This window comes from Thioclava arctica (assembly GCF_040892615.1).
In the GTDB taxonomy this organism is placed as follows: domain Bacteria; phylum Pseudomonadota; class Alphaproteobacteria; order Rhodobacterales; family Rhodobacteraceae; genus Thioclava; species Thioclava arctica.
In genome coordinates this window covers 539,388-564,111 of sequence record NZ_JBFRYC010000002.1, presented here as the reverse complement: position 1 = coordinate 564,111, position 24,724 = coordinate 539,388, and the positions used below count along the sequence as shown (strand labels likewise).

General features: G+C 60.2%; 21 protein-coding genes and 2 pseudogenes. 13 read left to right on the top strand and 10 right to left on the bottom strand.

What is annotated here, in order from left to right:
* Nucleotides 1–192: 192 nt before the first annotated feature.
* Complete coding sequence (gene thyX / locus AB4874_RS05520) at nt 193–1,107, bottom strand: FAD-dependent thymidylate synthase (protein ID WP_368391225.1); 915 nt, start codon at nt 1,105–1,107, stop codon at nt 193–195.
* A gap of 270 nt (nt 1,108–1,377) precedes the next feature.
* Here thyX and AB4874_RS05515 point away from each other — a divergent pair, with 270 nt between their 5' ends.
* From AB4874_RS05515 to AB4874_RS05505, 3 genes are read left to right on the top strand one after another with little or no spacing between them, the layout of a single operon-like run.
* Nucleotides 1,378–2,340 (top strand): hypothetical protein, encoded by a 963-nt coding sequence (locus AB4874_RS05515; protein ID WP_368391224.1) that lies wholly within the window; start codon nt 1,378–1,380, stop codon nt 2,338–2,340.
* Nucleotides 2,341–2,344: 4 nt separating this feature from the next.
* Nucleotides 2,345–3,742 (top strand): tetratricopeptide repeat protein, encoded by a 1,398-nt coding sequence (locus AB4874_RS05510; RefSeq protein ID WP_368391223.1) that lies wholly within the window; start codon nt 2,345–2,347, stop codon nt 3,740–3,742.
* Nucleotides 3,743–3,801: 59 nt separating this feature from the next.
* On the top strand, nt 3,802–4,236 hold the full coding sequence (locus AB4874_RS05505) for a VOC family protein (RefSeq protein ID WP_368391222.1): 435 nt from the start codon (nt 3,802–3,804) through the stop codon (nt 4,234–4,236).
* Here AB4874_RS05505 and pth read toward each other — a convergent pair whose 3' ends face one another.
* Nucleotides 4,237–4,947: an aminoacyl-tRNA hydrolase gene (gene pth, locus AB4874_RS05500; protein WP_368391221.1), complete on the bottom strand. Its 711-nt coding sequence runs from the start codon at nt 4,945–4,947 to the stop codon at nt 4,237–4,239.
* 634 nt (nt 4,948–5,581) lie between these two features.
* Nucleotides 5,582–6,208: a 50S ribosomal protein L25/general stress protein Ctc gene (locus AB4874_RS05495; protein WP_295537388.1), complete on the bottom strand. Its 627-nt coding sequence runs from the start codon at nt 6,206–6,208 to the stop codon at nt 5,582–5,584.
* A 175-nt stretch (nt 6,209–6,383) separates the two neighbouring features.
* Between AB4874_RS05495 and AB4874_RS05490 the strand changes: the two genes are divergently transcribed.
* Nucleotides 6,384–7,523, top strand: a complete 1,140-nt coding sequence (locus tag AB4874_RS05490) for an MFS transporter (protein ID WP_368391220.1) — start codon at nt 6,384–6,386, stop codon at nt 7,521–7,523.
* Here the strand turns inward: AB4874_RS05490 and AB4874_RS05485 are convergent.
* Complete coding sequence (locus AB4874_RS05485; RefSeq protein WP_295537391.1) at nt 7,520–8,683, bottom strand: alpha-hydroxy acid oxidase; 1,164 nt, start codon at nt 8,681–8,683, stop codon at nt 7,520–7,522. The two genes, AB4874_RS05490 and AB4874_RS05485, sit on opposite strands and share 4 nt — an antisense overlap.
* Before the next feature lie 129 nt (nt 8,684–8,812).
* Between AB4874_RS05485 and AB4874_RS05480 the strand changes: the two genes are divergently transcribed.
* Nucleotides 8,813–9,586 carry a ZIP family metal transporter gene (locus AB4874_RS05480; RefSeq protein ID WP_438273440.1) on the top strand — a complete coding sequence of 258 codons (774 nt, stop codon included), beginning with the start codon at nt 8,813–8,815 and terminating at the stop codon, nt 9,584–9,586.
* A gap of 120 nt (nt 9,587–9,706) precedes the next feature.
* On the opposite strand, the pseudogene AB4874_RS05475 reads toward AB4874_RS05480, so the two are convergent.
* Nucleotides 9,707–11,541 (bottom strand): annotated as a pseudogene (locus AB4874_RS05475) (aldehyde dehydrogenase family protein).
* Between the two features lie 7 nt (nt 11,542–11,548).
* Nucleotides 11,549–11,704, bottom strand: a pseudogene (locus tag AB4874_RS05470) (deoxyribose-phosphate aldolase); the annotation flags it as partial.
* A gap of 337 nt (nt 11,705–12,041) precedes the next feature.
* On the opposite strand from AB4874_RS05470, the gene AB4874_RS05465 reads away from it, so the two are divergent.
* Nucleotides 12,042–12,377 (top strand): hypothetical protein, encoded by a 336-nt coding sequence (locus AB4874_RS05465; RefSeq protein ID WP_295532452.1) that lies wholly within the window; start codon nt 12,042–12,044, stop codon nt 12,375–12,377.
* A gap of 57 nt (nt 12,378–12,434) precedes the next feature.
* Here AB4874_RS05465 and grxD read toward each other — a convergent pair whose 3' ends face one another.
* The 4 genes from grxD to AB4874_RS05445 form a co-directional block, all read right to left on the bottom strand.
* Nucleotides 12,435–12,794 carry a Grx4 family monothiol glutaredoxin gene (grxD, locus tag AB4874_RS05460; RefSeq protein ID WP_295532454.1) on the bottom strand — a complete coding sequence of 120 codons (360 nt, stop codon included), beginning with the start codon at nt 12,792–12,794 and terminating at the stop codon, nt 12,435–12,437.
* 108 nt (nt 12,795–12,902) lie between these two features.
* Nucleotides 12,903–13,145, bottom strand: coding sequence for a BolA/IbaG family iron-sulfur metabolism protein (locus AB4874_RS05455; protein WP_038128291.1), 243 nt, complete (start codon nt 13,143–13,145; stop codon nt 12,903–12,905).
* Nucleotides 13,146–13,252: 107 nt separating this feature from the next.
* Nucleotides 13,253–15,415 carry a phosphoribosylformylglycinamidine synthase subunit PurL gene (purL, locus tag AB4874_RS05450; RefSeq protein ID WP_368391219.1) on the bottom strand — a complete coding sequence of 721 codons (2,163 nt, stop codon included), beginning with the start codon at nt 15,413–15,415 and terminating at the stop codon, nt 13,253–13,255.
* 453 nt (nt 15,416–15,868) lie between these two features.
* On the bottom strand, nt 15,869–16,777 hold the full coding sequence (locus AB4874_RS05445) for a LysR family transcriptional regulator (RefSeq protein WP_295532461.1): 909 nt from the start codon (nt 16,775–16,777) through the stop codon (nt 15,869–15,871).
* A gap of 159 nt (nt 16,778–16,936) precedes the next feature.
* Here AB4874_RS05445 and AB4874_RS05440 point away from each other — a divergent pair, with 159 nt between their 5' ends.
* The 7 genes from AB4874_RS05440 (at nt 16,937) to AB4874_RS05410 (ending at nt 24,710) form a co-directional block, all read left to right on the top strand.
* Nucleotides 16,937–20,347, top strand: coding sequence for an indolepyruvate ferredoxin oxidoreductase family protein (locus AB4874_RS05440; protein WP_368391218.1), 3,411 nt, complete (start codon nt 16,937–16,939; stop codon nt 20,345–20,347).
* Nucleotides 20,348–20,437: 90 nt separating this feature from the next.
* Nucleotides 20,438–21,250 (top strand): glutamate racemase, encoded by an 813-nt coding sequence (locus AB4874_RS05435; RefSeq protein ID WP_368391217.1) that lies wholly within the window; start codon nt 20,438–20,440, stop codon nt 21,248–21,250.
* A 66-nt stretch (nt 21,251–21,316) separates the two neighbouring features.
* A complete protein-coding gene (locus AB4874_RS05430; protein ID WP_368391216.1) occupies nt 21,317–21,940 on the top strand; it encodes a VPLPA-CTERM sorting domain-containing protein in 624 nt (207 codons plus the stop codon).
* A gap of 80 nt (nt 21,941–22,020) precedes the next feature.
* Entirely contained in the window at nt 22,021–23,049 is a 1,029-nt protein-coding gene (argC, locus tag AB4874_RS05425; RefSeq protein ID WP_295532469.1) for an N-acetyl-gamma-glutamyl-phosphate reductase, read from the top strand.
* A 23-nt stretch (nt 23,050–23,072) separates the two neighbouring features.
* On the top strand, nt 23,073–23,516 hold the full coding sequence (gene ccmE, locus AB4874_RS05420) for a cytochrome c maturation protein CcmE (protein WP_295532471.1): 444 nt from the start codon (nt 23,073–23,075) through the stop codon (nt 23,514–23,516).
* Between the two features lie 94 nt (nt 23,517–23,610).
* Nucleotides 23,611–24,231, top strand: coding sequence for a holin-associated N-acetylmuramidase (locus AB4874_RS05415; protein ID WP_368391215.1), 621 nt, complete (start codon nt 23,611–23,613; stop codon nt 24,229–24,231).
* Nucleotides 24,222–24,710 carry a holin family protein gene (locus AB4874_RS05410; RefSeq protein WP_295532475.1) on the top strand — a complete coding sequence of 163 codons (489 nt, stop codon included), beginning with the start codon at nt 24,222–24,224 and terminating at the stop codon, nt 24,708–24,710. The genes AB4874_RS05415 and AB4874_RS05410 overlap by 10 nt, the downstream gene beginning before the upstream one ends.
* Nucleotides 24,711–24,724 lie beyond the last annotated feature (14 nt).

Sequence of the window (24,724 nt, the reverse complement as noted above, 5' to 3'; positions counted from 1 at the left end):
CTTCAGGCCGCTCGCAGCCCTTCAGAAGTTCGTCCAAAAGTTCCTTGGAAATCGTCATCGTCCTTGCTCCTCTCAGGAAGCATGGACCAAAGCGCAGTTACACAGAAGATCGGACACTCTCAAAAGAAATCCAATTAAAATAAAACAGGCGGCAGAAAACATTAATGTTGCAATGCCTCCGCGATCCATCGCTCACCCCCAAACCCCGCAAAACTCCCGCCATTCTCCCTTGCTCATCCCAGAGCTCTCCTGCGTCACATCTTCCCCCGCCAGACGGCGTTTCAGAACCTCAACGGCTTTGCCGCTCAAATTCACCCCGCCCAGACGGTAGTCCTCAAACGCTTCATAGGCGCTCGGCACCCAATCCTTGACGATGTCGCACATCACCTCGGCGTAAACCCGGATCTCGTATTGGGCGTGGCTGTCGGCGCGCAGGCGCAGGAAGTGGAACAGGTTGTGCAGGTCGATCTTCCAATACCATTGCGTATAGATATTGGCGGGCAGGTTCATCCGCGCCAACTCACGTGCGAGGCCCAGCTTGCCGGTATCGGCGTCGGGCGTCAGCATGTCTTCGTAATGGTCATAGCTGCGCATCGCGTCCTCGCGCAGAAGATCAAGCACGCGGGCGGCCTCGGCCCCTTCCAGCACCTCGCCGCGGCCCTGATTGTTCTGCTTGGACTGCGCGGCCAGTTGGTCAGGCGAGGGGATGTAGAACTCGCGATCCAAAATCGAGTAGCGCGCGGAGTATTCGTTGACGTTCGCGGTGCGGTGACGGATCCACTGGCGCGCGACAAAGACCGGCAGTTTGACGTGAAACTTGACTTCGCACATCTCGAACGGGGTCGAGTGCCAGTGCCGCATCAGGTAGCGGATCAGCCCGCGATCATCGCTGACCGCCTTGGTGCCGCGCCCATATGACACGCGCGCCGCCTGACAGATCGCCTCGTCATCGCCCATATAGTCGATGACCCGGATCAGCCCGTGATCCAGCACCGGATGGGCCGTGTAAAGCCGCCCCTCCATCCCCGGCGAGACCGCCCGCAGGGTTTGCGCGGTGTTGGCGCGTTGCGCCTCGATCTCGGCCGTTTGTTCGGGGGTAAGCGCCATCTGTCTGTCCTCCATGTCGAATCGCACCGACTATATCTGCGAAGTCGTCCTGCGGGAACCGCGAGATGAAGTGGTACGCAAGAGATGTGTCGCAGATCGGGCACGATCAGTAACGCGCTGCTCTCATTGCCGTGTGCCAGAATTGACTTTTAATCTCAGCTTCGTCGGCCTGCAGGGTGAGGCAGGATTATAGAAAGAAAATTAATGTTTAAGCTTGTTTTGCCGCTCGCGGTAGTGCTTTCGATTAGTGCTTGCAGTGGTTCAGCGATAGTGAAGCCAGCCGATAGCTCGGGTGGCGCAACCGCAGGCGACGCCTTGGTAGACTTGCCGGGCGATACTGCGGGCGATGGCTCGATCACCCATTACGAGGCAGCTGATGGCGCGGGCAGTGGCTACGCCAAGTCGATCTCATATGATAGCGCGACCGACACGTTCAGCGTCGATAACCTCGCCTTTGACGGGGACAATACTTACACGCGCTCGGCGGCAATGCCCAATATTGGTGGCAATCCGCCTGCGGCCGGACCTTTCCAAGTCTATGAAGGCCCGGCAAGCACGCCCGATAGCGTGACTGGCACCCCGATCCCACAGTTCTTGCACCGCGCTATTTATGGGAAATCCACCAGCGGAAACACCCAGTTCGCGATCGTGCGCACTGGCAGCTACCGTGATTATGGCTTTGGCGGCTTCGTCTATCAACGCAACGGTTCGGTTACCCTGCCGACAACTGGACAAGCCAATTATAAGGGGCAGTATGCCGGTCTCGTCGACTATAATGGCGATACTGGCATTAATTACTCTTCCGGCGATATGGCGATGCAAATCGACTTTAAAGATTTTAATGCGGGTGACGGTGTTGCTGCTACCGTCAGCAACCGCCAGTATTACGATATGTCTGGCGCGAATGTGACGGGTGCCTACCTGACTGCTCTTAACTCTGATCTGAACGGTGCGACCTATACGGAGTTGCCCTCGCTCGTGTTCAATGTTGGCCCCGGGACGAATAACGCGCAGGGCGAGATTGCCGGAACGCTTAGCAGCACCGTTGTGGATGGGACGAGTGGCGCAGTTACAACGCATGAATCGGGTCAGTATTATGGTGTGCTTGCCGGTGACAGCACCACGGGCAATGATGAAGTTGTTGGCGTCATCGTCGTCACAAGTAAAAAGCCGGGTACCGGCAATACCGTGACACAGCGCGAAACGGGCGGCTTCCTGCTTTACCGGAACTGATGTGATGCGTGTGATCGGTCTTGGTGCGACCGGGGCGGGGCGGCGCAATGTCGCCCTGTCTTTTGCTTTGGCAATGATGCTGAGTTTGGGATTTGGCCAGATCGCGTCGTCGCGTGATGTCACGTTGAATGCCAAGCAAATGCACGCTCTTGCATCGCGCGAACTGATGGCAGGACGCCCCCAAAACGCGCTGCCGCTGGCTGAGGCACTGGTTGCGGCCCATCCCGACGATTTCGGCGCACAGCTTTTGTTGTCTTACGCGGCGCGCGATTTGGCGCGGTTCGATCAGGCCGAGGCAGCGGCGCGCCGTGCATGGGATTTGGCCGCAAATGGTGAGCAGAAAAGTTCAGCAGCGCGCACGATCGCGCAGGCGCTGTCGTCTCGCGGCGCGCGCACACGGGCGCAATTCTGGCTGCGCCGTGCGGCACAAGTCGCTCAAACCCCTCAATCCAAAGCCGTGGCGATCCGTGATTTTCGCTATGTGCGCGCGCGCAATCCTTGGAGCGTGAATTTCGATATTGGTGTGTCGCCGTCATCGAATGTGAATGGCGGATCGAATGCCGATACCATCTGGATTTATGGGTTTCCGTTTGCGCTTTCGGGGGATGCGCAGCGCCTCTCGGGCACCGAATTCCATGCGTCAGTCAATGTCGAGCGCACGATTGCAGAAACAAAAGGCCACCTGACGCGGCTTGGGTTTAACCTTGGTGGGCGAACCTATCGCCTGTCAGAAGATGCCCTTAGCAAAGCCCCGACTGCGCGCGGTTCGGATTATGCGTTTTGGGCGCTTGAAGCCTATTTGAGCAATCGTTGGAAGAGCACCGCGTCTCCGGGCGAATGGGATTTGCGCGCAACTGCGGGGCACAATGAATATGGCGGCGCGGCGCTCTCGAATTATCTGCAATTCAATGGCGGAAGACGGTTCGATTTTGAGGGCGCGCGATCGCTTCGGATTGGTGCGAGTATCGAGACCCAGTGGCGCCTCGATAGCGCCGCGAACTCGGCCGAGCTTGGTTCGGTCTCGCTTGACTATCGCCAGAGAATAGCCGCCGGAATTTGGTCGCTTGGCGTTGTGGCGGGACAGGTCAATTCCGACGCTGTGATGATTGATCACGATCGGGTCGGGGTCTCTTTGGGGTTCGAATTTTCCAAGCCGATACTGGGAACCGAGTTGTCCCTCAGTGCTGGCTATGAGGCGCGCAAATATGGCGTCATGCCCTTTGATACCTTTGACCGCCACGATCATCGAACGACAATAGGCCTTAGCGCGGTTTTGTCAGAGCAGTCTTATATGGGGTTTGCCCCCGAGGTTGGCCTTACCTATACGCGCAATCGGTCGAACTCGACTTTGTATGACAGCACCGATTTCGGGGTTTCTCTCAGGTTGAGATCCACCTTCTGATCGCTTGCAAGCCTCACTTGGCGCGCTAACTGATCAGGGCGTTCAGACAGGAGACACAGATGAAAATCGAATATCTGCACACGATGGTACGCGTGCTTGATCTTGAGAAATCAATCGCGTTTTATGAGTTGCTTGGGCTCAAAGAGCGCAAACGCATGGAGAGCGAGAAGGGCCGTTTCACGTTGGTTTATCTGTGCCCGCCGGGCCAGGAAGACGGGCGCGCGGATGTCGAGCTGACCTGGAATTGGGATGGCGATAGCGGGCTGCCCTCGGATAGTCGCCATTTCGGCCATCTCGCCTATCGCGTCGAGAATATCTACGAGATGTGCCAGCATCTGATGGACAATGGCGTGACGATCAACCGCCCGCCGCGCGACGGTCACATGGCGTTTGTGCGCTCGCCCGACAATATCTCGGTCGAGCTGTTGCAAATGGGGGAGTCGCTGCCAGTGCAAGAGCCTTGGGCGAGCATGGAGAACTCTGGCAATTGGTGATTACTTTTTGAAGTGATCCTTGAGGCGATCAAAGGGGCTGCGCGCGGGCGTGGCCTCTTTTTTGTTGGGCGCTTGCGGCTCGGGCGTGACGGATTTGCTTACGGTTTGTTTGGCGGGTGGGGCGGTGCCGGTCGAGGCGCGTGCCGGGGCGACGCGCAGGGCCACCGCGTTTAGAAATTTCGCCCCATCCCCGGCAGCCAGCGCCGGCGCGCCATCAGACACCCCGCGCAACACGTCGTCTAGCGTGTCGCCTTCGGCTTTGGCGAAATCGCCCAGCACATGGGCGACGACACGATCTTTATGGCCGGGATGCTCGATGCCAAGGCGCACGCGCGCGTAATCCGGTCCGAAATGCTGATGGATTGAGCGCAGCCCATTATGTCCCGCATGCCCGCCGCCCTGCTTGAGCCGACATTTGCCGAGCGCCAGATCCAGTTCGTCGTGAAAGACCGTGATCTCGTCGGTCGTGCATTTGTAGAAATCGGCCGCCGCGCGCACCGATTGGCCCGAGAGATTCATGAAGGTTTCGGGCTTGAGCAGCACCACGCGCTGCGCGCCAAAGCGCCCCTCGCTGACCTGTCCCTGAAATTTCGACCGCCAAGGACCAAAGCCATGATCGGCGGCAATCCGGTCCAGTGCCATGAACCCGATATTATGGCGGTTGCCCGCATATTTCGCGCCCGGATTGCCCAGTCCTACCCAGAGATGCATCGCCTGCTCCTGATGCTTTTGGCTGCCTTGGGGGCGCTGCCCCCTCGGGCTTTGCCCTCACCCCCGGGATATTTCAACCAAGGGGAAGAGGAAAGGGGGCGTTCTTCTTGGGTGGGCCTTGATCTTCAGGATGGGGGCGCGGGAGGGCGCGCTTACGGTAGAAGCATGTTGTTCGGGACGCTGCGGCGCTTGGCATCTCGCGCGGAAATGGCGGTATGTTTTTGGCGGGTGGCGTTGTTATGTAAGCGAAGCTCGGTCTGTGCCAGAATGCGATACAAGTTCGGTTGGGGGTGGTGACGTGTCAGGCGTTGCCCATCGCGTGGGGCGCGTGCGCCCCGTGTTCGGTTGAACTGCTCTGCGCAAGCGTTGCGGAATGCGATTTTGTCCAAGGTGGAAGATTTCGCGGCTCTGAAACGCGAAATGGGTCAATAACTCCAAAGTCGTTAACTGTGCCATTTTGCTCGGTACATGGTAGTTTTTTCTCTTTTTGTCCGCCGAGTTTTGTATTGTTCTATGGCGAAATGCCTACTTGTTTATGAGGCGCTTAACGGCGGCGGAAGGCAGGCCGAGACATGAAAAAACGCGAAGCCCTGACAGGCCCCGCGTTTCAGGAGTTTCGCCGGAAGAGAGAAGATTACTCTTCTGCGGCTTCGGTCTCTTCTTCGGTGTCATCGCTCGAGCCGCCGCCGAAGCCTTTGGGCTGTGCGACGTTGGCAATCACGAAGTCACGGTCGATCGTGGCTTTGGCGCCTTTGGGCAGCTCCACGTTCGAGATGTGAATGGTGTCGCCGATTTCGGTGCCCGACAGGTCAACAACGATCTGATCGGGGATGTCACCAGCCAGAACGTTCAGTTCGACTTCGGGACGCACGGCCACAAGGGTGCCGCCGCGCTTGAGGCCCGGGGATTTCTCGTGGTTGATGAACTCGACATGCACGAACAGCGAGATGCGCGAGTTGCGGTGGGTGCGCATGAAGTCGATATGGGTCGGCAGATCCTTGACCACATCTTTTTGCACACCGCGGCAGATCACGCGGACGTCTTCCTGGCCTTCCATCTTCAGATTGAAGAGGGTGGACATGAAACGGCCCCGGCGCAGACGGGTCAGCAGTTTGTTGTAATCGAGATTGATCGCGACCGGGTCGCTGCCATCCCCATAAACGATACCGGGCACAAAGCCCTCGCGGCGAGCTTTACGGGCGGCCCCCTTGCCTGTCCCCGTGCGCGCCACGGCGTCGAGAGTTTCGATCTCTTTTGCCATTGCTGGTCTCCAATTTGTCAAAGTGATGGGCTGCCTCCAAGGGTGTCGGGCCCATGAAACCGCGCGGATACTGGGGCTGGGGCCAAAAGGCAAGGATAATCGTGGCGCGCAGGTGCTTGGCGCGACGCAATCGCGGTGATAGCGCTGGCTTGCGAGGGACGAAAAGGGGCGCGATATGGCGTTGCAGAGGGTTATCAGGGAAAGCCGCGCCACCGGGTTCGGGTTAGGTGCGCTTGGCTTCTTCTGGGGCGGATTTGCGGCCCTCATGCCTGATTGGCAGGCGCGCGCGGGCGTCTCGGATGCCGTGCTCGGGACGCTGCTGGTGCTATCTGCGGTCGGCGGGATGAGCGCAATGGCGGCGGGGCCGTGGGTGCAGAGGCGGCTGGGTGCGCGCAGCATGCCGGTGTTGGCTGCGCAACTTGGCTGCGTCGGGCTGGTTGCCTGGATCATCGGCTCGCCGCTTGAACTAGGGCTGGTGTTGGTGTGGCTTGGCTGGTCGATGGCTGGCCTTGATATAGCAAGCAATGTCGAAATTTCGCATCGCGAAGCCGAAACGGGTCTGCCGTTGATGAACTGGAACCACGCGTTGTTTTCGTTCGGCTTTGCCTTGGCGGCGGGGCTGGCGGGGCTGGCGCGTCGGTTCGGGGCGGAACCCGGCGCGATCATGGCCGTCATCGGCATCGCAGTGATGATCGCGGCATTTGCCACGCGAGAGCGTGCCGCGTCCGTGCGCCCGATAACGGATAAGACGATCCCGCTCAGCCTGCCGTGGCGCGTCGTGGTCCCCGCGGGGGCAATCTTGTTCTTTGCGTTTGTGGCTGAGAATGGCACTGAAAGCTGGTCTGCCCTGCATCTTGAGCGCAATTTTCATGCCGCGACGGGGACAGGGGCATTCGGGCCTATGATGCTGGGGCTGACGATGGGGCTGGGACGGGTCTCAGGGCAGGTGGTGGCCGCCCGGCTGGGCGAGGCGCGTCTGGTCGCGCTTTCGGCGGTGATCGCGGCGCTCGGGGCGGGGGTGACCGCGCTTGCACCGGTGCAGGGGATTGCCGTGGCCGGGATCGCGTTGATCGGGATCGGGGCGGCGGTTGTCGTGCCCTCGGCCAACTCGTTGCTGGGGCAAAAGGTTGCGCGCGACATGCGCGTGTTGGCACTGTCGCGCGCATGGCTGATTGGCTTTGCCGGCTTTTTTATCGGGCCAGTCGTGATGGGCCTGATCGCGCAAGGGGTAGGGCTGCGCTGGGCCTTTGCAGCCATTGCGCTGATGCTTGCGGCGATCTTGCCCGCCCTTGCACGGCTGATGCGCACACCTTAGTTGTAGGTGTCAAAAAAACCGTTCGGAATCAGCAGGTTGTGACGGCCCAAATCCTCGATCCGCTTCTCTCCGGTTAGCGCCATCGAGATGTCCAACTCTTTCTGAATCACCTCAAGTGCGCGCGTTACGCCCGGCTCGCCCATCGCGCCAAGCCCGTGGATATAGGCCCGCCCGATCATCACGCCCTTGGCGCCCAAAGCCAGCGCCTTGAGCACGTCCTGACCGCTGCGAATGCCGCTATCGAGCCAAACTTCGGTCTTGTCGCCCACCGCCGAAACAATCGAGGGCAAAACGCGGATCGAGCTGAGCGCGCCATCCAATTGCCGCCCGCCATGATTGGAGACGATGATCGCATCTGCGCCGGTGGCTGCAGCCAGTTCAGCATCTTCGGGGCTAAGAATGCCCTTCAGGATCACCTTGCCGCCCCACATATCCATCAGCCGCTTGATGCGGTCCCAGTTCAACGCCTGATCGAACTTTTCAGCCGTCCATGAGGCCAGCGAGGACGGATCCGCCGCGCTTTCGACATGGCCGACGATATTGCCAAAAAAGCGCCGCTTGGTGCCCAGCATCTCAAGGCCCCAGCGCCATTTCGTCGCCAGATCCAGCATCACCGGCAGCGTGAGTTTCGGCGGCGCGGTCAGCCCGTTCTTGAGGTCCTTGTGGCGCTGCCCCAGCAGTTGCAGATCGACCGTGATCACCAGCGCCGAACAGCCAGCGGCCCGCGCGCGCTCCAGCACTTTGCGGTTATAGTCGTCATCGGTAAGCGTGTAGATCTGGAACCAGAACGGCGCGTTGGTGTTTTCGGCCACATCCTCGATCGAGCAGATCGACATCGTCGACAGCGTAAAGGGCACACCGAATTTCTCGGCCGCTTTCGCTGCCTTGATCTCGCCGTCCGCACGCTGCATCCCCGTCAAGCCGACCGGTGCGAGGGCCAGAGGCATTGCGTGGCTCTTGCCCAGCAGAGACCCTTGGGTCGAGCGCCCGGTCATATCCACCGCGACCTTCTGATTAAGCCGGATCTGCGCGAAATCGGTCGTGTTCTCGCGGAAGGTCTGTTCCGTGTACGACCCGCTTTCGGCGTAATCGTAAAACATCTTGGGCGTGCGGCGTTTGTGCAGCCGCTTGAGATCGTCGATGCAGGTGATGACGGTCATGGTATCCTCCCCCGGTCCGGTCAATTTTATTTACCAATGATACGCAAGCTTCGCAATCGCCTTGCTCTCTTGCATTTGCCACCGCTTGCAGGCTTTGTGCAGGGGTGAACACAATTTTGGGAGCAGGGCGTGAACGAGATTTGGCTGGGGTTGTTGGGTGGTACGGTGGCGGCTGTTGCCACGGCATTGGGGGCGGTCCCGGCGCTTTTGGGGCGCTCAATGAGCCAACGCACGGCGGATACGATGCTGGGCTTTGCCGCGGGTGTGATGCTTTCAGCTGCCTATTTCTCGTTGATCCTGCCCGGAATTGACGTCGCCGAAGAGATGTTCAACTCGCTTTGGATTGCGGCAAGTGTCGCGGGTGTCGGGATTGCGCTGGGGGCGGGTTTTGTCGCCTGGCTCAATGCCAGCCTGCCCCATGAACATTTCATCACCGGCCCCGAAGGACATGCCGATGCGGCCCGATTGGCGCGGATCTGGCTGTTTGTGATCGCCATCACCATTCATAATTTCCCCGAAGGTCTGTCGATTGGCGTGGCTTTTGGGGCGGGCACTGACACTGGTCTATCGGTGATGACCGGGATTTCGCTGCAAGACATTCCCGAAGGGTTGGCAGTTGCCGTCGCGCTGATCGGTCAGGGCTATTCGCGCACACGCGCCTTCGTTGTCACGGCGCTAACTGGCGCGGTAGAGCCAATCGGGGCGCTGATCGGGGCGGCCGCAGTGTCGGTCTCGGGGGCCCTGCTGCCATGGGGGCTGACCTTTGCCGCTGGCGCGATGCTCTATATCATCAGTCACGAGATCCTGCCCGAAACTCATCGCAACGGACATCAAAACCGCGCAACAACAGGGCTGTTGTTTGGGTTGATCCTGATGATGTTTCTCGACGTGACACTGGGCTAAATCGGGGCAGGGACGCGCTGCCCCTATTCGCCGTAGGGCAACCCAGATCGTTTTGATCTGGGTCGCGTGGTTGAGGAAATCGCGGCCCTGTGCGGTCGTCCAGTCACGGTTTTCAAACGCTCAAGTCGCTTTGAGATTGCCCGCACTTTCAGCCTTCACCATTGCGCGCCCCTCGGCGTCCCCACAATACCACATCGCTGCGACATCATCATGCTGAGCCAAGGTCTTGGCCAGATCGTTGCGCGGGCCAGTGACGATATTGACCACGCCGCCGGGCAGATCTGAGGTGTCAAACACCTGATACAGATCGGTTGCCAGCAGCGGCATGGATTGCGAAGGGATCGCGACCACCCGGTTGCCCATCGCGATGGCGGGCAGCACCAGTGAGGCAAAGCCCAGCAGCGGGCTGGCATCGGGGCAAGCCACGCCCATCACGCCCCAAGGCTCATGCATCGCCAGCGTCACTTTGGCTGATTGCGTCGATTTCACTGCGCCGTCGAACTTATCCGCCCAAGCGGCGTAGTAGAAGGCGCGCGCAACAGTGGCTGCGGCCTCTTTGGGGTCGTGGCCCGCGTGTTTCAGCCGTGCTTCGAACTCTGTCTGCCGTGCGGCGCGGTTCTCGGCGATGTAATACAGAACCTGTGCGCGGTTATGGCTGGTCTGCTTGCCCCAAGCGCCCGCTTTATGTGCTGCTTCCACCGCGTTGCGGATGTCCTTGCGGCTGCCTAGGGGGGCAAGACCCAGTTCGCGGCCCTTGGCCGAGATCGTGTAGCTATGGCCGCTATCGGGGCGGGTTTGCTTGCCGCCGATATAGAGTTTCGGCGTGCGGTCGATGCCGCCCGACGCGGGCGTCGTGGGGCTGGGCATTGTCTTGAAATCGGGGGCGGGGGTCTCGAGTTTGGACTTGATATCGGGGCCGCGCAAATAGGCCGCCATGCCCTCGCGCCCGCCTTCGCGCCCCAACCCGCTTTCGCGCATGCCGCCAATACCTGTGGCGGCGTCGAATTGGTTGGTGCAATTGACCCAGACCACGCCCGCCTTGACCTGCGCCGCGATATCCAGCACAGCACACTTGCCCCTGATTGAACCAGATCGCATCGACCACGCCCTCAACCGCCGCATCCAGATCGGCATCGGGGAAGACGATGAAGGGCGATTTGCCCCCCAATTCGAGGGTGAGCGCCTTGGGTGTGCCCGCAGTGGCGCGTCGAATGGTGCGCCCGACATCGGTGGAGCCGGTAAAGGCGATCTTATCGACATCCGAAACCACCAGCGCCGCCCCGGTCGCGCCATCGCCTGTCACGATATTGAGCACACCTTTGGGCAGCCCGACTTCGGCGCAGATCTCGGCAAAGGCCAGCGCGGTAAGCGGGGTATATTCGGCGGGTTTGAGCACCACTGTATTGCTCGCCGCCAAGGCAGGCGCGACTTTCCAAGCCAGCATCAGCAGCGGGAAGTTCCACGGGATGATCTGACCGCACACGCCATGCGGGGTATGGCCAGGAAATTCGTCGGCCAGCAACTCGGCCCAGCCCGCGTGGTGATAGAAGTGGCGGATCGCGAGCGGGATGTCGATGTCGCGCGCCTCGCGGATCGGTTTGCCGTTATCGAGCACCTCTAGCACCGCCAGAAAGCGCGCGTTTTTGCAGGTGGCGCGCGATGGCATATAGGTATTTCGCGCGCTCATGGCCCGCCAGACCGGCCCATTTCGGTGCGGCTTTGCGCGCGGCTTTCACGGCCCTCGCAACATCTTGGGCCGAGCCTTGGCTGACTTGGGCCAAGGGCGCGCCGGTGGCGGGGTTATCGGTTGTGAATGTGTCGGCAGGGGCGGTGAAACTGCCGTCAATAAAATGACCAAAGGGGGCGCGGTCGCTAATCCATGCGGTGACTTCGCCTGCCGCTTCCGGGGCTGGGCCATATTCCATGCTGTCGAGGATATCTTTCACTGTCGGCATCTGTCCCTCAGGCTAAGGCATGGCGGCTGGAGGACGCATAGCGCCCGGTCACATGGTGTTCGAGTGGGCGTTCGATGTCGCCCAAAAGCGATGAGGCGCCGATGCGGAAGAGATCCGGGCGCAGCCAGTCGCGGCCCAGTTCTTCTTTCATCAGCACTTGCCACTCTTTCTTGACGGAGCGGCGCGTGGCCAGCGTGGCGGCGCGCGCCGTCGCGGCGGGTGTGTTCACCGCGATCTTGTCAAACCACGCGAGGTCAAGCGGCGTGCCGGAATTGCGCGGATGGGAGTGGTGCGTATCGGTGGGGGCATGATGATGTCCGGCTATAACGGCTATAACTCTGGGCGAAACGCTAGCGACGGGCCGGGCGGAACTCAACAATTTGGTCAAAGCGACGAGGCTGTCTAAGCAATAAGAGTTAGCAGACGGTTCGATCTCCCCTATTGCAGAAAAAGAGATTTAAGCGAGAGTTGGCTTGGGTGAAGCCGATCTGGCTGGGGTAATGACGTATGGTAATGAGGATGCGCTCGTGGCGTTCGCCATTGAGCGGCTGTTGAGCTCTGGTGAGGAGTGGCGCGCGCTCGTGCGCGATCTGGTCATGCAATGGCCCGATGCGGCGGTCTTTGATCTACCCTACGCGCTGGTCGCCGCCGCTGCCGCGATTGAGGACAATTTTCGCGGCAAGGGCGTGGCCTCGGAAGCGGCGGAGCGGGGCTATAAGCTGGCGGCGCTGCTGAGTATGGATATCTACGCGATGGAATTGGCGGGAATGGCGCGCAACACCGCGCGTGATTTTCACGCCTATTGGCAGATAGATCCGTTTTTTGAGCAACTGTGAGCGCATGAAAAAGCCCCGCCGATTGGGGCGGGGCGTTTGGGTGCATGTCGCGACAGATCAGGCGTTGGCGGCGCGGATCTGCTCGGCGGCTTCTTTGTTATAGGTCACGCCTTTGGTCTCAAATAGCTGGTCCAACTCGCCCGAAAGCGTCATCTCGGTGATGATGTCGCAGCCGCCCACGAACTCGCCCTTGACGTAAAGCTGCGGGATCGTCGGCCAATCGGAGTAATCCTTGATACCTTGGCGAATGTCGGCATCGGCCAGCACGTTCACGTCGGCATAGTTGACGCCCATGAAGTTCAGCACCCCGGCCACGCGCGAGGAAAACCCGCATTGCGGCATGTCTCTGGTGCCCTTCATGAAGAGAACGACCTCATTCTCGGTCACTGTTTTCTTGATCTGATCTTGCGCGCTCATCGCTATGATCCTTTGCGTTGTCTTCGCGCAACCCGCGAAGCCCGTGTGAGAAAAGCCGGGAAAATTCCCGAACTATAATTCAAAGCGCCGAACGCGCCTCATTCATCGTCAGTCGGGCGCCTTCGTCGTCAGGGCCAGCGCATGCAGCGCCCCGTTGGGCCCGTCCATCGCCCCTTTGAGTGCGGCATAAACGGCGCGTTGCTGTTGCACCCGGTTCATGCCGCGAAATTTTTCGTCAATGACCTCGGCCGCCCAGTGGTTCCCGTCGCCGGCCAGATCGGTGATCGTGATCTTGGCATCGGGAAAGTCCACCCGGATCAGGGCTTCGATGTCATGCGCTTGCATCGCCATAAATAGGGCTCCTCGTCCTTTGAGGCAAATCTAAGCGCGCGGGCAGGCCGCCGCAAGGGGGGCGCTGCCGCGCGTACGCATCTTGGGGTCAGAGTGCGAAAGGCGCCTCAGCGCTCGATCGCGGCTTTGAACGCGCTGCGATAGAGTGTCGACAGCTCGGCCATCGGAGCGGTTTCGGCCCCGAAGGTGATGCTTTCGCCGCCAAAGCGGCCAACGGTCGCCAAAGGCACCTCGGCGCGCCGGGCTGCGGCCATCAGCGCCTCGGCCTGATCGAAGGAACAGGCGACAAGATAGCGCGCCTGATCTTCACCGAAAAGCTGAGCGATGTCGTCTGTCTCGACGGTCGCACCGATACCCGCCGCCTCGGCCATTTCAAACAGCGCCAGCGCCAGCCCGCCATCGGACAGATCGCTGGCCGATTTCACAAGGTTGCGGTTGTCGCGCAGGAATTCGCCATGCCGACGCTCGGCGCCCAGATCGACGGGCGGCGCATCGCCGCTTTCCACCCCAAACGCCTCGAAGGCCAGGGCGGATTGCCCCAAATGGCCTTTGGTCTCTCCAATCACCATCGCGACGTCGCCCGCAGAGGGCAGGCCCGCGATCAGATCGTCAAGGCTGTCCAGCAGCCCCACCGCGCCAATCGTTGGCGTGGGCAGAATGCCGGCGCCATCGGTTTCATTATACAGTGACACATTGCCCGACACGATTGGAACATCCAGCGCGCGCACAGCCGCGTCGATGCCTTTGATTGCGCCGACGAACTGGCCCATGATCTCGGGCTTTTCGGGGTTGCCGAAATTGAGGTTGTCAGTCGTAGCCAGCGGTTTCGCACCCACCGCACAGAGGTTGCGATAGGCTTCGGCCACGGCTTGTTTGCCGCCCTCGAACGGGTTGGCCTTGACGTAGCGCGGGGTCACATCGGCGGTAAAGGCCAGCGCCTTGGGCGTGCCGTGCACACGCACCACGCCCGCGCCCATGCCGGGGCGGCGCACGGTGTCACCCATGACCTGCGTGTCATATTGCTCGAATACCCAGTTCTTGGCCGCGTAATTGGGCGAGCCGATCAGCGCCTCAAGCGCGGCAATCGGGCCGATCGCGGGCAGGGCCTCGGCGGCACCTGCGGGGGGCGTTTCCACCCAAGGGCGGTCATATTCCGGCGCGCTCGACGCAAGCTTCGAGAGCGGCAGATCGGCCTTCACCTCATTGTGGTGCAGGATAAGAAAGCGATCCTCGGCCACCGTCTCGCCGACAATGGCGAAATCGAGATCCCATTTTTCAAAGATCGCGCGGGCTTCGGCCTCTTTCTCGGGCTTGAGCACCATCAACATGCGTTCTTGCGACTCGCTGAGCATCATCTCATAGGCGGTCATATTGGCTTCGCGCTGGGGCACCTTATCAAGATGCAGCTTGATGCCCAAACCGCCCTTGTCGCCCATTTCCACGGCCGAACAGGTCAGACCCGCCGCGCCCATATCCTGAATCGAGATCACCGAATCCGAGGCCATCAGTTCGAGACAGGCTTCAAGCAGGCATTTCTCGGTGAAGGGGTCGCCGACTTGCACGGTGGGGCGCTTGTCCTCGATCGTGTCGTCGAACTCGGCGCTGGCCATCGTTGCGCCGCCCACGCCATCGCGCCCGGTTTTTGCGCCCAGATACACCACCGGCATGCCGATGCCCGAGGCGGCAGAGTAGAAGATCTTGTCGCTGTCGATCAGCCCGGCTGCAAAGGCGTTCACCAGACAGTTGCCATTATACGAGGGGTGAAAGCGCACCTCGCCCCCGACATTGGGCACGCCAAAGCAGTTGCCGTAAGATCCCACACCTTCAACCACGCCTTTGACGACATGGGCGGTCTTGGGATGATCGGGCATGCCGAAAGACAGGCTGTCCATCGCCGCAATCGGGCGCGCGCCCATCGTGAACACATCACGCAGGATGCCGCCGACGCCGGTGGCCGCGCCTTGATGGGGCTCGATGTAGGACGGGTGGTTATGACTCTCCATCTTGAAAACCACGGCCTGATTGTCGCCGATATCGACGATGCCCGCGTTTTCGCCGGGGCCACAGATCACTTGCGCGCCTTCGGTATACAGCGTGCGCAGCCATTTCTTCGAAGACTTATACGAACAATGCTCGTTCCACATCGCCGAGAAGATGCCGAGTTCCGTGAAATTCGGCGCACGCCCGATGATCTCGAGGATGCTTTCGTATTCGTCGGGCTTTAGACCATGGGCCTCGATGAGTTCCGGCGTGATCTGCGGCTCGTCCATCTGCATTCTCCGGGGGCTGTGCGTTTTGCGGTTTTCATAGGCCAATCCGGCCAAGGGGGGAAGGGGTTGGCGGGGGTTGAGGGGGCAGCAAACGCACAAAAACCGCATGGCCCGAGGGCCCAGCGTCTGGTTTTGGGGATTTCAGCCGATCAGTTGCGCATGTCGACTTGCTTTTCCAGCTTGGTCAAAGGCGGCGAGAGGGGCTGATTTAGGGCCACCATGTCATTGCTGCATAGGTAGCTGAATTGCCGCGCCGAAAGTCGCGAAAATACGCCGCGCAAAAAAAAAGGCCGAGACAAAGCTCGGCCAAAGTCCAACAGGGAGGTAGAAGGTGATGCATGCCTAGACATGTTTCGCCTTCTGAGCCTCATTTATGGGCAGGATGTGAACGCATCAAGGGAAAACAGGACACATCCACGTCATGCCTGCTATGCGTTGCGGTTATGCCTCGGCTCAACCCTCGGTTGTTTCACTGCTTTTCTGGCGCCGGTAGGCAAGAATTTCTTCTTGAATAAAGTCGCGAAACACGGTGACGCGGCGCGATGAGCGGAGTTCTTCGGGATAAGCTAGAAAGACGGGCACCTCGACCGACTCAAGCTCGGGTAGCACCAACTGAAGGTTGGGGAAGTCGGCGGTCAGATAATCGGGCAAAATGCCAATCCCGATATGATTGAGCACTCCTTGTAGCACCCCGAAATAGTTGTTCACCATCAAGGTTGAGGCTTGATCATAGGCCAGCACCTGCTGCCCGAGTTGCGCACCTGCCTGAACCTGAGGCGTCGAGGGCGTCTGGCAGATCATCCGATGATGCGCCAGATCCTCAATCTTTTGGGGCATCCCGGCCTGCTCCAAATATTGCGGCGTCGCATAAAGGCGCATCCGAATGTTAAGCAAACGCTTACGGATCAGATCGGCCTGCGCGGGTTCCTTCATGCGGATCGCCACATCGGCCTCGCGCATCGGCAAATCCAGCACGCGCTCTTCCAGCATCAGATTGATTTTGAGGTCGGGGTATTTTTCGTAAAGCTTGATCAACCGCGGCGCCAGCCACAGCGTGCCAAAGCCCGTTGGCGTCGTCACGCGCAGTTCGCCCAACACCTCTTCCTCGGAATCGCGAATGCGTGCCGAGGCGCTTTCAAGCTTTTTCGCCATCGACGAGGTCGCATCAAACAGCAATTCGCCCTGCTCGGTGAGAATCAGTCCCCGTGCATGGCGGTGAAACAGAGTCGTTCCAAGCACGTCTTCAAGCGCACGGATCTGTCTGCTCACGGCAGATTGAGAAAGATGCAGGGCGTCACCAGCATGGGTCAAAGACCCCGCATCGGCCACTGCGTGAAATATTCTAAGCTTGTCCCAATCCATTCCGGTCACTTTCGGTTCGGTCGTGCGCCAGGATGCGCAAGTTCCTTTACATTACTCTCGAACATTTAAGAAACCGCTTTGTAACATATTTTCCCTTTCTAGGTCAGAATTTGTGACCTATCATGACGCAAATGCCCAAATAGCAAGGGGAGGTGCTCAATGGGAAGGCAAGAAATAACTCTGTCGGACCGGTTTGACCTGACGAAATCGCCGGTTTTGCTGAATGGAACGCAGGCGCTGGTGCGCCTTGTTCTGGCGCAAGCGGCACGCGACAAGGCGGCAGGGCTGCACACGGCAGGCTATGTCACCGGCTATCGTGGCAGCCCGCTGGGCGCAGTCGATTTGCAGATGGCGCGAGCGAAAACCGTGCTCGAGGCGTCCAATGTGCGCTTTGAGCCGGGGCTGAACGAAGACCTCGCCGCGACCGCCCTTTGGGGCAGCCAGCAGGCCGAGCTGCGTGGCGATGGCAAGCAGGACGGCGTGTTTGGTCTTTGGTATGGCAAGGGGCCGGGGGTCGACCGCTCGGGCGACGTGATGCGCCACGCTAATATGGCGGGCAGTTCGCGCCGTGGCGGCGTGATCATGGCGATGGGCGATGATCACACGGGTGAATCCTCGACCGTGTTGCATCAATCGGACTGGGCGATGGTGGATGCCTATATGCCCGTGCTGTCCCCCGCCGGGGTGCAGGAAATCCTTGATCTGGGCCATTACGGCTATGCGCTAAGCCGCTTTGCCGGTGTCTGGGTAGGTCTGAAGACCATGAAGGACACGGTTGAGGCGACGGCGGTGGTCGATGGCGACCCGCAACGGATGCAATTCGTCACGCCCGATTTCAAGATGCCCGAGGGCGGCTTGAACATTCGCCTCAACGATACCCCGGTCGCGCAAGAAGCCCGGATGATCGACTATAAACGTTTCGCCGCCGAGGCGTTCGCGCGTGCCAACCGCATCGACAAACGCGTCTGGGGACAGCCCGGCGCAAAGATCGGTCTGGTGGCTGCGGGCAAGAACTGGCTTGATCTAAGCCATGCGCTGTCGCTGCTGGGCATCGACGCCGCCGAGGCCGAGCGCCTTGGCATCACCACCTATAAGATCGCGCAAACCTTCCCGCTGGATATGGATAGTTTCCATGAATGGGCCGAGGGGCTCGATCTGGTGATCGTGGTCGAGGAAAAGCGCAAGCTGATCGAGGTGCAGGTTAAAGAAGCGCTGTTCGACGATCGCGGGGGGCGGCGCGTCTATGGCTGGCACAAAGGCGATAGCTGGGAGAATGGCCGCCGGGTAGAACTGTTCCCGACGCGCTACGCGCTGGACCCGGTGATGATCGCGCAAAAGCTGGGCGATATTTTCATCGAAGAGGGGCGCGATACCGATGCCATCAAGGCTGGCATCACCAAGATCGAGGCCGCGCAGCGTGCCGATAACGCTCCTGAAATCGCCTCGCGCACACCGTGGTATTGCTCGGGCTGCCCGCACAACACCTCGACCAAGCTGCCCGAGGGCACGCGCGGCTATGCCGGGATCGGCTGTCACTACATGGTGCAATGGATGGGCCGCGATACCGAAGGCTTCACCCATATGGGCGGAGAGGGCGTGAACTGGGTCGGCGAGGCTCCGTTCTCAAAGCGCGAGCATATGTTCCAGAACCTCGGCGATGGCACCTATAACCATTCCGGCGTTCAGGCGATCCGCGCGGCTTTGGCGGCGGGCACCAACATCACCTACAAGATCCTGTTCAACGATGCGGTCGCGATGACCGGGGGGCAGGAAAACGAGGGCAATCTGAGCGCGCAACAGATCGCCGCCGAGATCACCGCAATGGGCGTGAAGCCGGTCGTGGTGGTCTATGACGAGAAGGAAGAAGTCGATCTCAGCACCTTCCCGTCGACGGTCGAGAAATTCGAGCGCGCCGAGCTGATGGCAGTGCAAAAGCGGCTGGCCAAGGAAAAGGGCGTCTCGGCGCTGATCTATGTGCAGACCTGCGCGGCTGAAAAACGCCGCCGCCGTAAGCGTGGTAAATTCCCCGACCCGGACAAGCGCGTGTTCATCAATACCGATGTCTGCGAGGGCTGCGGCGATTGCGGCGTGCAATCCAACTGCGTCTCGATCGTGCCGGTGGAAACGGAACTCGGCACGAAACGTGCGATTGACCAGTCGTCCTGCAACAAAGATTTCCGCTGTCTCGACGGGTTCTGCCCCAGCTTTGTCACGCTCAAGGGCGCGAAAATCAAGAAAGCGCAGGCCAAGGAACTGGACCTTCCCGATTTGCCGATGCCCACGCTGCCGACAATCCATGGCACGCATAATATTGTGATTACCGGGGTCGGGGGCACTGGCGTCGTGACCATCGGCGCAGTGCTCGCGATGGCGGCGCATCTGGATGACAAGGGCGCGGGCATGATGGAGATGGCGGGTCTCGCGCAAAAGGGTGGCGCGGTGCATATCCATCTGCGCATCGCTGAAAAGCCCGACGATATCAGCGCGATCCGCGTGGCCGTGGGCGAGGCGGATTGCGTGATCGGTGGCGATCTGGTGGTCTCGGCGGGCTCGAAAACGTTGGGTCTGATGACGACGGGGCGCACCGGGGCGGTGGTCAATAGCCATGAGATCGTGACGGGCGAATTCACCCGCAACCGCGATTTCCGCCTGCCCGGCGATCAGCTGCGCCTCAGCCTTGAGGCACGGCTCAAAGATCGGGTGGCCTTTGTCGATACGTCGGAATTGTCGCGCCACATGCTGGGGGATTCGATTTACTCCAACATGGTCGTGTTGGGCGCGGCATGGCAGCAGGGCTATGTGCCGCTGAGCCTTGAGGCGATCACCCGCGCGATTGAGCTGAACGGCGCCAAGCCCGAAGAAAACAAGCGTGCCTTCGAACTGGGGCGCTGGGCGATGGTGCATCCTGAACAGGCGGCGCGCGCGATGGTGTCCGAGGTGGTCAAAGCCCCGGTTGATCCCGTCGATTTCCGCGCTGATCAACTGGTGGCTTATCAAAATAACCGGCTTGCCAAACGTTTCCGCAAGCTGGTGGACAGCGCGCCTGACGATCTGCGCGTTTCAGTCGCGAAGGGCTATCACAAGCTGCTGGCCTATAAGGACGAATACGAGGTCGCGCGGCTGCATCTGGCCACAGCGGCCAAGGCACGCGCCGAGTTCGATGGCGATTTCGAGATGCGCTTCCACCTCGCTCCGCCGATCCTGTCGAAGGAAGGCGCGAATGGGCGACCGCTCAAGCGCGAATTCGGTCCGTGGATGGAACGTGGCTTCAAGGTTCTGGCCAAGCTCAAGGGGCTGCGCGGCACGCCGTTTGATCCCTTTGGGCGCGCTGCCGAGCGCAAGATGGAACGAGCTCTGATCGCGCAATATGAGGCCGACATGGCCGATATCCTGCCCAAGGTCACGCCTGACACGATGGAGATCGCGCGGGAACTGGCCGAGTTGCCGCTCAGTATTCGCGGCTATGGCCCGGTCAAAGCACAGGCCGAGGTGATGGCGTCCAAACGCCGCGAAGCGCTGTTGGCAGCGTTTCGCGCGGGTGGGCATCCCCAACCGATGGCCGCTGAGTGAGCATAAAGACGTTTCTTTCGCGAAGACTTGGGCTTAAATGAGGCCCACCCGGCGCAGTTCCCGCGCCGGGGTTTCGCGCGGGAGAGTGCAATGGCCGTTGGTGTCTTCGATTCAGGTCTGGGTGGGCTGACAGTTTACGATGCCTGCGCCAAGCGTCTGCCCGATGTGGCGTTTTGCTATTACGGTGACAATGCCCATGCGCCCTATGGCGTGCGCGATGCCGATGACATTTTCAACCTGACTTGCGCAGGGGTCGAACGGCTGTGGGACGAGGGCTGCGATCTGGTCATTTTGGCCTGCAATACCGCCTCGGCTGCCGCTTTGCGCCGGATGCAGGAAAGCTGGATCCCCGAGGGCAAGCGCGTTCTGGGGGTGTTCGTGCCGATGATTGAGGCACTGACCGAACGCAAATGGGGCGACAATTCCCCACCGCGCGAAGTGGCGGTGAAACATGTGGCGCTGTTCGCGACGCCCGCGACGGTGGCCTCGCGCGCGTTTCAGCGCGAATTGGCGTTCCGTGCGATTGGTGTCGATGTAGAGGCCCAGCCCTGCGGCGGTGTTGTCGATGCGATTGAGGATGGTGATGAGATTTTGGCCGAAGCCTTGGTGAAATCGCATGTCGAGGCGCTCAAGCGGCGGATGCCGCGCCCCGAGGCCGCGATTTTGGGCTGCACCCATTACCCATTGATGCAAAAGACCTTTCAAGAGGCTTTGGGGGCCGATGTCGCGGTATATAGCCAGGCGAACTTGGTGGCTGAAAGCCTGGCTGATTACTTGACGCGCCATCCCGATTTTATGGGTGCCGGGACCGAGTCGAAGTTTCTGACGACGGGCGATCCGTCCTCGGTTTCCAGTCACGCGACGCAATTCCTGCGCCATCCAATCCGTTTTGTTGCCGCATAGGACGCTTAATTCGGCCGCAATCGATTGTTAACTTTATTGCGAGCGAACCCCTAAGCGAGGCCTGTGATGGCGACTCTGCGTATTCTTGTCAGTCTGCTGGCCCTTGTGGCCGGCCCGGCGTCGGCACTGAGTGTGTCCGAGTTGGATGTTGGCGAGTATTCCTCGAACTGGTCCAGCCCGACGTTGATCGCCAGCGGCACCTCGATGATTATCGGCGTTGGGGCTGCAGGCGACACTGATATCTTCAGGGTAGGCGGTCTGGCCAGCGGCGCGCAGGTTTTGACGCTGTCTCTGTCGGGCGCGGATGCGTTCACCGGTAGCTATCTGAACGGCGGCGGGTCGATTCGCTACAGTTCCAACCCCTTTTCCTATAACTGGGACGGTCTGAATCCCGGCGATTTCGGGATCGCATACGATCCCTATCAGCCGGTCAGTGCTTCTAACAGCTTGACCGACAATCGCAGCATCACACTGGACAGCAGCTTTGGCGGCACGCTGTATCTGGCGATGATCTTTACCTACGGCAACGCGCCGCTCAGCTATGGCCTCGATCTGTCATCGGCGCTTTTGCCGTCTGATCCGCTCGTCGAGAGCCCCTCGGCGGTGCCGCTTCCCGCGACAGCGCCGCTTTTGCTGACCGGTTTGGCAGGGCTTTTGCTGATACGTCGGCGTCAGCATCGCGCGGGATAAATCTTGACGCAGCAAGGTGGAGCGCCGAAATAGAGCGCAAAGCGGCGTTGACCGCCCGTCCTTGATGCGAAGGTTTATCCATGACCCACAAGATCGCCATCCTCGGAGCATCCGGCTACACCGGGGCTGAGCTGGTTCGTCTGATCGCCACCCATCCCGGGATGGAGATTGTGGCCCTGTCGGGCGAGCGAAAAGCAGGCATGAGCATGGGCGATGTGTTCCCCCATCTGCGCCATCTCGATCTGCCCGATCTGGTCAAGATCGAAGAGATCGATTTCTCCGGTGTCGATCTGGCGTTTTGTGCGTTGCCTCATGCGACCTCGCAGGCGGTGATCAAAGACTTGCCGCGCGACCTCAAGATCGTTGATCTGAGCGCCGATTTCCGGCTGCGCGATCCGGCGGCTTATGAGAAATGGTATGGCAAACCCCATGCCGCGCTCGAGATGCAGAAAGAGGCGGTTTACGGGCTGACCGAATTCTATCGTGAGGCGATTCGCGACGCGCGGCTGGTGGCGGGCACGGGCTGTAATGCGGCGGCGGGCCAATATGCGATCCGCCCTTTGATCGAGGCCGGCGTCATCGACCTTGATGAAATCATTCTCGATCTGAAAAACGGGGTGTCGGGCGCGGGGCGTGCGCTTAAGGAAAACCTGCTTCATGCTGAACTATCGGGCGGAACCCACCCCTATTCCGCAGGCGGCACTCACCGTCATATCGGCGAATTCGATCAGGAATTCAGTGCCTTGGCCGGGCGCTCTGTGATGGTGCAATTCACCCCGCATCTCGCGCCGTTCAATCGCGGTATTCTGGCGACCGCCTATGTGCGCGGTAATGTAGAGGCAATCTATCAGGCTTTGAGTGATCGCTACGCCACTGAACGTTTCCTAGAGGTGCTACCTTTCGGCGCACTCCCCTCGACACGGTCGGTTACGGGGTCCAATTTTGTTCATATTGGTGTATCAGGGGATCGTATCCCCGGCCGCGCAACGGTCGTGGTCGCATTGGACAATCTTTGCAAAGGGTCTTCGGGCCAAGCGATGCAGAATGCCAATCTGATGCTAGGGATGGATGAGGCCGAGGGGCTTATGCTGGCGCCGGTTTTCCCGTAAGATCGGGGCGAGGAGGAGAGACGATGAAGAGCCTTAAGAAGAAACGCCGTATTCAGGTGCTGGCCGTGGCCGCACTGGCCTTGGTCGTCGCAACCGGGACGATCGGGTATTCGATGCGCAATGGCATCAACTTCTTCCGCGCCCCCTCACAGCTTGCGACCGAGCCGCCCAAACCGGGTGAGGTGTTCCGCTTGGGCGGGCTGGTCGAGAAGGGCACTCTCAAGCGCGGTCAGGGCGAGGTCATCACCTTTTCCGTCACCGATGGCGGCGCGACCGTTCCGGTGAAATTTGCGGGCGTTCTGCCAGACCTGTTCAAAGAAGGTCAGGGCATGATCGGCACCGGCCAAATGGAAGGGGGCACCTTTGTCGCCTCTGAAATTTTGGCCAAGCATGATGAGAATTACATGCCCAAGGAAGTGATCGACGCGCTCAAAGAGCAAGGTGTCTACGAGGCGCCGACGTCGTAATCTTACGCTGATTGCATGCCCAGCGCGCGCTGCCTTGCGCGCCTTTTAACCCATAATTGCAAGCCTGTCGCCGTTGTCAAAACGGGGATAGGCCATGAAATCTGTCACGCAGATTGCGCAAGATATCGTTGCGCGCGAAGGCGGTTACGTCAATGATCCGGATGATCCGGATGATCCGGGCGGGGCGACGAAATTCGGGGTCACGCTGGCCACGTTGCAGCGGCTCAAGCTTGATCAGACGGGTGATGGGCGCGTCGATGAGATGGATGTGCGCGCGCTCAGCCGCGAACAGGCCGTCGAGATTTTCATCAAACATTACTTCGAAGAACCGCTGATCAAAAAGCTGCCCGGTGCGCTCCAACCCTCGGTGTTCGATATGTATGTGAACGCGGGTGGCAATGCGATTGTGGTATTGCAGCGGCTCTTGAACGATATGGGCCAGCGCGTGGTGGTGGATGGCGTGATCGGCCCGCAAACGATTGCCGCGGCTGAGCTCGCACAGGCCGCAGCGCCGGGCTATTTGGTGGATGCCTACGGGATCGCGCGGCGCAATTACTACTACCGCGTCGCTGATGCGCGCCCTGCCAGCCGCAAATATGCCACCACGCGCGCGGGCACCAAGGGTGGCTGGATCCTGCGCGCCGAGGAATTTGTCTCGCCACGCTTTCGACTGACCGAGAGCGAGCATCGCAAGCGGGTGGCGCAATGGGCGTGATCGACAAGCTGATTGGTGGGGCAGGGGCGGCCAAGGCTGTGGGGGATGCCGCGACCTCGGTGGCTGAGGTGTTCGTGCCCAACGCCACGAAAAAACTAGAAGCAGCGCAGGCTGCCTATATTGCGGCGCTGCAAGAACATGGGGCGGAATTCGAATATGTCCGCCCCGGCGTGTTTGACCGAATCGTAAACGGGATCAACCGGTTGCCGCGCCCGGTACTGGCCTTTGGGATTGTCGGGCTATTCGTCTATGCGATGATTGATCCCGTCGGATTTGCGCAGCGTATGGTCGGGCTGAACTATGTCCCCGAACCGCTGTGGTGGCTGTTGGGCGCTGTGGTGAGCTTTTATTTCGGGGCGCGCGAGGCGTTTTACTTCCGCATGAACAAAAGCGTGGCGCCGCCCTCTGCGCTCAAGGCGGCCGCTGCGCCCGAAGATAACGCCGCGCTGTCAGCATGGCGCGCGGGAGGGGCAGGCTAGGCACGCCCGCTTCC

Coding starts and splice junctions, on each gene's coding strand:
- thyX (WP_368391225.1), bottom strand. CDS start 1,107: ATGGCGCTTACCCCCGAACAAACGGCCGAGATCGAGGCGCAACGCGCC.
- AB4874_RS05510 (WP_368391223.1), top strand. CDS start 2,345: ATGCGTGTGATCGGTCTTGGTGCGACCGGGGCGGGGCGGCGCAATGTC.
- AB4874_RS05505 (WP_368391222.1), top strand. CDS start 3,802: ATGAAAATCGAATATCTGCACACGATGGTACGCGTGCTTGATCTTGAG.
- pth (WP_368391221.1), bottom strand. CDS start 4,947: ATGCATCTCTGGGTAGGACTGGGCAATCCGGGCGCGAAATATGCGGGC.
- AB4874_RS05495 (WP_295537388.1), bottom strand. CDS start 6,208: ATGGCAAAAGAGATCGAAACTCTCGACGCCGTGGCGCGCACGGGGACA.
- AB4874_RS05490 (WP_368391220.1), top strand. CDS start 6,384: ATGGCGTTGCAGAGGGTTATCAGGGAAAGCCGCGCCACCGGGTTCGGG.
- AB4874_RS05485 (WP_295537391.1), bottom strand. CDS start 8,683: ATGACCGTCATCACCTGCATCGACGATCTCAAGCGGCTGCACAAACGC.
- AB4874_RS05465 (WP_295532452.1), top strand. CDS start 12,042: ATGACGTATGGTAATGAGGATGCGCTCGTGGCGTTCGCCATTGAGCGG.
- grxD (WP_295532454.1), bottom strand. CDS start 12,794: ATGAGCGCGCAAGATCAGATCAAGAAAACAGTGACCGAGAATGAGGTC.
- AB4874_RS05455 (WP_038128291.1), bottom strand. CDS start 13,145: ATGGCGATGCAAGCGCATGACATCGAAGCCCTGATCCGGGTGGACTTT.
- purL (WP_368391219.1), bottom strand. CDS start 15,415: ATGGACGAGCCGCAGATCACGCCGGAACTCATCGAGGCCCATGGTCTA.
- AB4874_RS05445 (WP_295532461.1), bottom strand. CDS start 16,777: ATGGATTGGGACAAGCTTAGAATATTTCACGCAGTGGCCGATGCGGGG.
- AB4874_RS05440 (WP_368391218.1), top strand. CDS start 16,937: ATGGGAAGGCAAGAAATAACTCTGTCGGACCGGTTTGACCTGACGAAA.
- AB4874_RS05435 (WP_368391217.1), top strand. CDS start 20,438: ATGGCCGTTGGTGTCTTCGATTCAGGTCTGGGTGGGCTGACAGTTTAC.
- AB4874_RS05430 (WP_368391216.1), top strand. CDS start 21,317: ATGGCGACTCTGCGTATTCTTGTCAGTCTGCTGGCCCTTGTGGCCGGC.
- argC (WP_295532469.1), top strand. CDS start 22,021: ATGACCCACAAGATCGCCATCCTCGGAGCATCCGGCTACACCGGGGCT.
- ccmE (WP_295532471.1), top strand. CDS start 23,073: ATGAAGAGCCTTAAGAAGAAACGCCGTATTCAGGTGCTGGCCGTGGCC.
- AB4874_RS05415 (WP_368391215.1), top strand. CDS start 23,611: ATGAAATCTGTCACGCAGATTGCGCAAGATATCGTTGCGCGCGAAGGC.
- AB4874_RS05410 (WP_295532475.1), top strand. CDS start 24,222: ATGGGCGTGATCGACAAGCTGATTGGTGGGGCAGGGGCGGCCAAGGCT.